Below are 5,551 nucleotides of genomic sequence, written 5' to 3'. Positions count from 1 at the left end.
AGCGCCAGGATGTTGGTCTGGAAGGCAATGCCGTCGATCACGCCGATGATGTCGGAGATCTTCTTGCTGCTGTCGTGGATGCCCTTCATGGTTGCCACGACCTGCGTCACCACGTCGCCTCCCTTTTGCGCGATGGCGCTGGCGCCGGCGGCCAGCTGGTTGGCCTCCCGGGCGTTGTCGGCGTTCTGCTTGACGGTGGAGCTGAGCTGCTCCATCGACGCGGCGGTCTGCTGCAGCGCCGAGGCCTGCCGCTCGGTGCGCTGGGCCAGGTCGTTGTTGCCGGAGGCGATCTCCGCGCTGGCCGTGGCCACGCCTTCGGCGTTGTTGCGCACGTTCACCACGACGTCCGTCAGCGAAGCCTGCATGGTCGCCATGGTCTGCAGCAGCGGACTGAATTCGTCGTGGGCGCTGTCCATCACGGGCTGGGTGAAGTTGCCCTGGCGCACCCGGTCGGCCACGTCCTGCGACACCTTCACGCGGGAGCGCAGCAGCCTTGCGATGTACCAGGAAAAAGCGATCAGGCCAATGGCGATCACCGTGACCAGGGCGGTGAGCTGGCGCCGCGTGGCGTCGGCAGCGGACTGGATCCCCTGTACCTCCGTTGCCAGCGTTTGGCTCTGGCGCTCGCGTTCGGCCTTCAGCCAGGCCTGCATGGGCATGAAGGTGGGAATGGTCCTTTCCATCAGCATGGACTGCGCCTGCGGCTGCTGCCCCCCACGCACCAGGGCCATGTTGGCCTCGGCGGCGGGCCAGGTGGCGCGCTGCAGCTGTAGCCAGTCGCGCTCGAAGGCGTCGCGGCCGGCCTGGTTGGTCACCCCCTGCAGGAACGCGTCATCGTTGCGGGTGATCTGCTGGCGCATCGCGTCGATGTCCTTGGCCGCGGCGTCGATGCCCTGGGGCGACTGCACCAGCAGCGCCTGGCGCAGGTCCAGCAGCACCTGCGTCACGCTCAGCTCGGTGCTGGCGATGAGCCCGAGCTGGAGCACGCGTGTCTTGCCGGCCACGTCGGCCAGCCGCGCCACTTCCGAGAGCTGGAGCCAGGAGGTGAGGGCAAGGGCCGACAGTGCGGCGATCAATAGCAGGGACACGCCATGCAGGCGGGTGCCGATGCTCAGTCCGTTGAAGAATTTCATGGGGTATCCTGGCTCTCTGCGCTGAAGGGATGCCCTGGGGGGCATCGGGGGATCGGACCGGGGGAAGATGGCTTGGACGTGGCACGTAGCGGTGCCCATTCGATCGAGTTTGCGAAGGGCCGAAACCTGCAGGCTGCGTGCTGGCCTGCTGGGACTATCGGCATCCTATGGAGGCGATTAGCATCCCAGGTTGCGCCAGGTCAATCAAAGCAGTTTCCGGCGTGTGGGGCAGGCAGGCCCTAGACTCGGTGCGTCAGGCATGCATGTTGCATTCCTGCCCTTCTTTTTCGTCATGGTCGCTGGGTCCAGCCCTGGTGCACCGCTAAAGGAATGTTCCTATGAAAGTCCTCGACTCCATCGTTGCGCAGGCCGCCGGCATCGCCGCTGTGCGCCGCGACATCCACGCGCATCCCGAACTGTGCTTTGAAGAAGTCCGCACCGCCGACGTGGTGGCCGGCAAGCTCACCGAATGGGGCATTCCCATCCACCGCGGCCTGGGCAAGACGGGCGTGGTCGGCATCGTGCACGGGCGCGACGGCGGCGCCTCGGGCCGGGCCATCGGCCTGCGCGCCGACATTGACGCGCTGCCCATCACCGAATTCAACACCTTCGCCCACGCCAGCACCCACCCCGGCAAGATGCACGCCTGCGGCCACGACGGCCACACGGCCATGCTGCTGGCCGCGGCGCAGCACTTCGCCAAGCACCGCGACTTCGACGGCACCGTGTACCTGATCTTCCAGCCGGCGGAGGAGGGCGGCGGCGGCGCGCGCGTGATGATCGAGGATGGCCTGTTCGAGCAGTTCCCGATGCAGGCCGTGTTCGGCATGCACAACTGGCCCGGCATGAAGGCCGGCCAGTTCGCCGTGAGCCCCGGCCCGGTGATGGCCTCCAGCAACGAGTTCAAGATCGTCATCCGCGGCAAGGGCAGCCACGCGGCCATGCCGCACATGGGCACCGATCCCGTGCCGATCGCCTGCCTGATGGTGCAGGCCTTCCAGAACATCATCAGCCGCAACAAGAAGCCGGTGGATGCGGGCGTGATCTCGGTCACCATGATCCACACCGGCGAGGCCACCAACGTGGTGCCCGACAGCTGCGAACTGCAGGGCACGGTGCGCACCTTCAGCGTCGAGGTGCTGGACATGATCGAGCGCCGCATGAAGCAGGTGGCCGAACACACCTGCGCCGCGCACGAGGCCACGTGCGAGTTCGAGTTCGTGCGCAACTACCCGCCCACCATCAACTCGCCTGCCGAAGCGGAGTTCGCGCGCCAGGTCATGGCCGGCATCGTGGGCGAGGCCAACGTGGTGCGGCAGGAGCCCACCATGGGCGCGGAAGACTTCGCCTTCATGCTGCAGGCCAAGCCTGGCGCCTACTGCTTCATCGCCAACGGCGATGGCGACCACCGCGCCATGGGCCATGGCGGCGGCCCCTGCACGCTGCACAACCCGAGCTACGACTTCAATGACGACCTGATCCCGCTCGGCGCCACCTACTGGGTGCAGCTGGCACAAGGCTGGCTGTCCCGGCCGGCCGGCTGATCCGCTGGCGCGTGCCGGCCTCCATCCTGGCTCCCAAGGGTGCCGGATGGCATTCCTGTTTTTCGGGTGCTTCGGGCGCCTGCGCCCTGCCGCTCGCGGCGGGGTTTTTGCGTTGCCTTTTTTTGCCTCCCGGCCTCTTGAACGGAGATCTTCATGATCGGTATCGCCCCGGCGTTTTCCCCCAGCTACGCGCGCGCCCGCACCCAGTTCCTGGAGGCCGCCGCGGCCGCCGGATTGCTGGTGGAGTCGCACACGCACCCGCTCAAGGGGCGCGACGGCGAGACGCTGGCGATGGACGTGGTGCGCGACGGCCCGGACCATGCGCAACACCTGCTCATCGTGAGCAGCGCCTGCCATGGGGTCGAAGGCTACTGCGGCAGCGGCGTGCAGGTGTTTGCCCTGCACGACGAGGCCTGGCGCGCCAAGGCCCGCGAGCAGGGCGTGGCCGTGCTCTACGTGCATGGGCTCAACCCGTATGGTTTCTCGCACATCCGCCGGGCCACGCACGAGAACGTGGACCTGAACCGCAATTTCCACGACTTCACCCGGCCGCTGCCGGAGAACGCGGCCTACCGCGAGATCCAGCCGCTGCTGCTGCCCGACCAGTGGCCGCCCACGGCCGAGAACCGCGAGGCGGTGTTCCGCTTCATCGCCGAGCGCGGCGAGGCCGCGTGGCAGGCCGCCATCAGCCGCGGCCAGCATGAGTTTCCGGGTGGGCTGTTCTTCGGCGGCACGGCCCCGACCTGGAGCAACCGCACCTTGCGCCAGGTGCTGCGCGAGCAGGGCGAGCACGCCCGGCGCATCGCCTGGATCGATCTGCACACGGGCCTGGGGCCGAGCGGCCATGGCGAGCGCATCTATGCCGGCCGGGACGATGCCGCCTCGGTGCAGCGGGCGCGCGACTGGTGGGCCGGCGGTGGCGCCACGCCGGTCACCTCGATCTACGACGGTTCGTCCACCTCGGCTTTTCTCACGGGCCTGATGTGGAACAGCGTGTACGAAGAATGTCCACAGGCCGAAATCACCGGCATCGCGATGGAATACGGCACGGTGCCGGTGCTGGAGGTCATGCAGGCCCTGCGCGCCGAGCACTGGCTGAACCTGCATCCGGAGGCTCCGGCTGAGCTGGCAACGCAGATCAGGGCTCAAATGCTGGCCGCCTTCTACACCGACACCGATGCCTGGAAAGGCCAGGTGGTGAGCCAGGCGCGACAGTCGATGTTCCAGGCCGTGGACGGGCTTTGCGGCCCCGCATAGCGCTGCGGCGATAGATCCTCTGCATCCGTGGTGACACGGGGGGCTGGCATTTCCTGCGAATAACGCGAACAATGGCCCCTGCGCACCACCCGCAGCGCCCCGTATGGCCCGCCATGCGGCGGCGCTGTCAAAACAATCAAGGCACAGGGGATCGCTATGGAGGTTGGACAAGGACGGAACACGCTCGCACGCCGTTTGATGCTCATCAACGGGGTCATCCTGCTCCTGCTTGGCGGGGTGGCGGTCGCGATCTGGATCATGATGGGGCAGGTCACCGAGGACGCGGAGGTGGTCCGCTCCAGGAACGTGCCGCAACTGCAGCGGATCGCGGCCCTGGAGCTGAACGTGACGCGGGTGTCGCTGCAGCTGCGGCACTCGATCCTGTCGCGCACACCCGAAGAGCGGAATGCCGCGTTGGCCGACATCGCCGAAAAGCGCCAGCTGCTGCAAAAGACCCTCGAAGAGTTCGGCGCCAACATGGTCACCGACGACGGGCGCCGCGCCTATGAGCCCCTGCCCGCGCTGATGCGCGCGTTCTGGGCCACCGGCGAGCAGAACCTCGCGCTCCTCCAGGCCGATCGCAAGGAGGAAGCCTTCGCCTTCCTGGTGGACCAGACCATTCCCGCCCGCAACCGCCTGCTGGCGCCCTTGGGCCAGGAAAAGGACCGCCAGGGCGAGCGCCTGTCCTCCCGCATCAACGACGTGAAGGAATACGCGGCCACGGGCCGTGCGGTGGCAACGGCCGCGGTGCTGGCCGTGGTGGCTTGCCTTGCCGGCCTGAGCGTCTACCTGCGCACGGTGGTGCGGCAGCTCGGCGCCGATCCGTCGGAGCTCAAGCGTGTCGCGGACGCGGTGGCGGCGGGCGATCTGGCTTCGCGCGTTCCCGTGCGGCCGGGGGATACGAACAGCATCATGGCGGCGATGGCCAGCATGAGCGCGCGGCTGGCTTCGGTCGTGCGGACCGTGCGCAACAGCGCCGAAAGCGTGTCCGGTGCCAGCAGCGAGATCGACGCCGGCAACCACGACCTGTCCTCGCGCACCGAGCGGCAGGCCTCGGCGCTGGAGCAGACCGCGGCGTCGGCGGAGCAGCTGGGCAGCACCGTGCGCCAGAACGCCGACAGTGCGCGCCGGGCCAATGAACTGGCGCAGACCGCCTCGTCGGTGGCCGAGCAAGGGGGGGGCGGTGGTGGCCGAAGTGGTGGACACCATGCGCGGCATCCAGGACAGCAGCGGCAAGATCGGCGAGATCATCGGCGTGATCGATGGCATTGCCTTCCAGACCAACATCCTCGCCCTCAACGCCGCGGTGGAAGCGGCCCGCGCGGGCGAGCAGGGCCGGGGCTTCGCGGTCGTCGCATCGGAGGTGCGCAGCCTCGCGCAGCGCAGCGCCGAGGCCGCCAAGGAGATCAAGGGCCTCATCACCGCCAGCGTGGACCGGGTGGAGCGCGGCAGCGCGCTGGTGGACAAGGCGGGACACACCATGGCCGAGGTGGTGGCCGCGATCCGCCGCGCCACGGACCTCATGGGCGAGATCAGCGCGGCCAGCGCCGAGCAAAGCAGCGGCGTGGACCAGATCAGCGAAGCCATCACGCACGTGGACCAGGCCACGCAGCAGAA

The 5,551-nt window shown here is 68.2% G+C and carries 3 protein-coding genes and 1 pseudogene; 3 read left to right on the top strand and 1 reads right to left on the bottom strand.

From position 1 onward, the window contains the following. Window positions 1-1,133, bottom strand: a 1,133-nt coding sequence (locus tag AC27KI_RS17875) for a methyl-accepting chemotaxis protein (RefSeq protein WP_487115042.1), incomplete at its 3' end; no start/stop codon positions are given. A 338-nt stretch (window positions 1,134-1,471) separates the two neighbouring features. On the opposite strand from AC27KI_RS17875, the gene AC27KI_RS17870 reads away from it, so the two are divergent. The 3 genes and pseudogenes from AC27KI_RS17870 to AC27KI_RS17860 all read left to right on the top strand — a co-directional run. After that, window positions 1,472-2,677, top strand: coding sequence for a M20 aminoacylase family protein (locus AC27KI_RS17870; RefSeq protein WP_272549320.1), 1,206 nt, complete (start codon window positions 1,472-1,474; stop codon window positions 2,675-2,677). A gap of 153 nt (window positions 2,678-2,830) precedes the next feature. Beyond that, window positions 2,831-3,934, top strand: a complete 1,104-nt coding sequence (locus AC27KI_RS17865; RefSeq protein ID WP_284431658.1) for a M14 family metallopeptidase — start codon at window positions 2,831-2,833, stop codon at window positions 3,932-3,934. 156 nt (window positions 3,935-4,090) lie between these two features. Further along, window positions 4,091-5,551 (top strand): annotated as a pseudogene (locus AC27KI_RS17860) (methyl-accepting chemotaxis protein); the annotation flags it as partial.

This window comes from Acidovorax sp. KPB24-03 (assembly GCF_057546605.1).
Note: the sequence above shows the minus strand (reverse complement) of the source record. Positions and strands in the feature narration are given on the sequence as shown.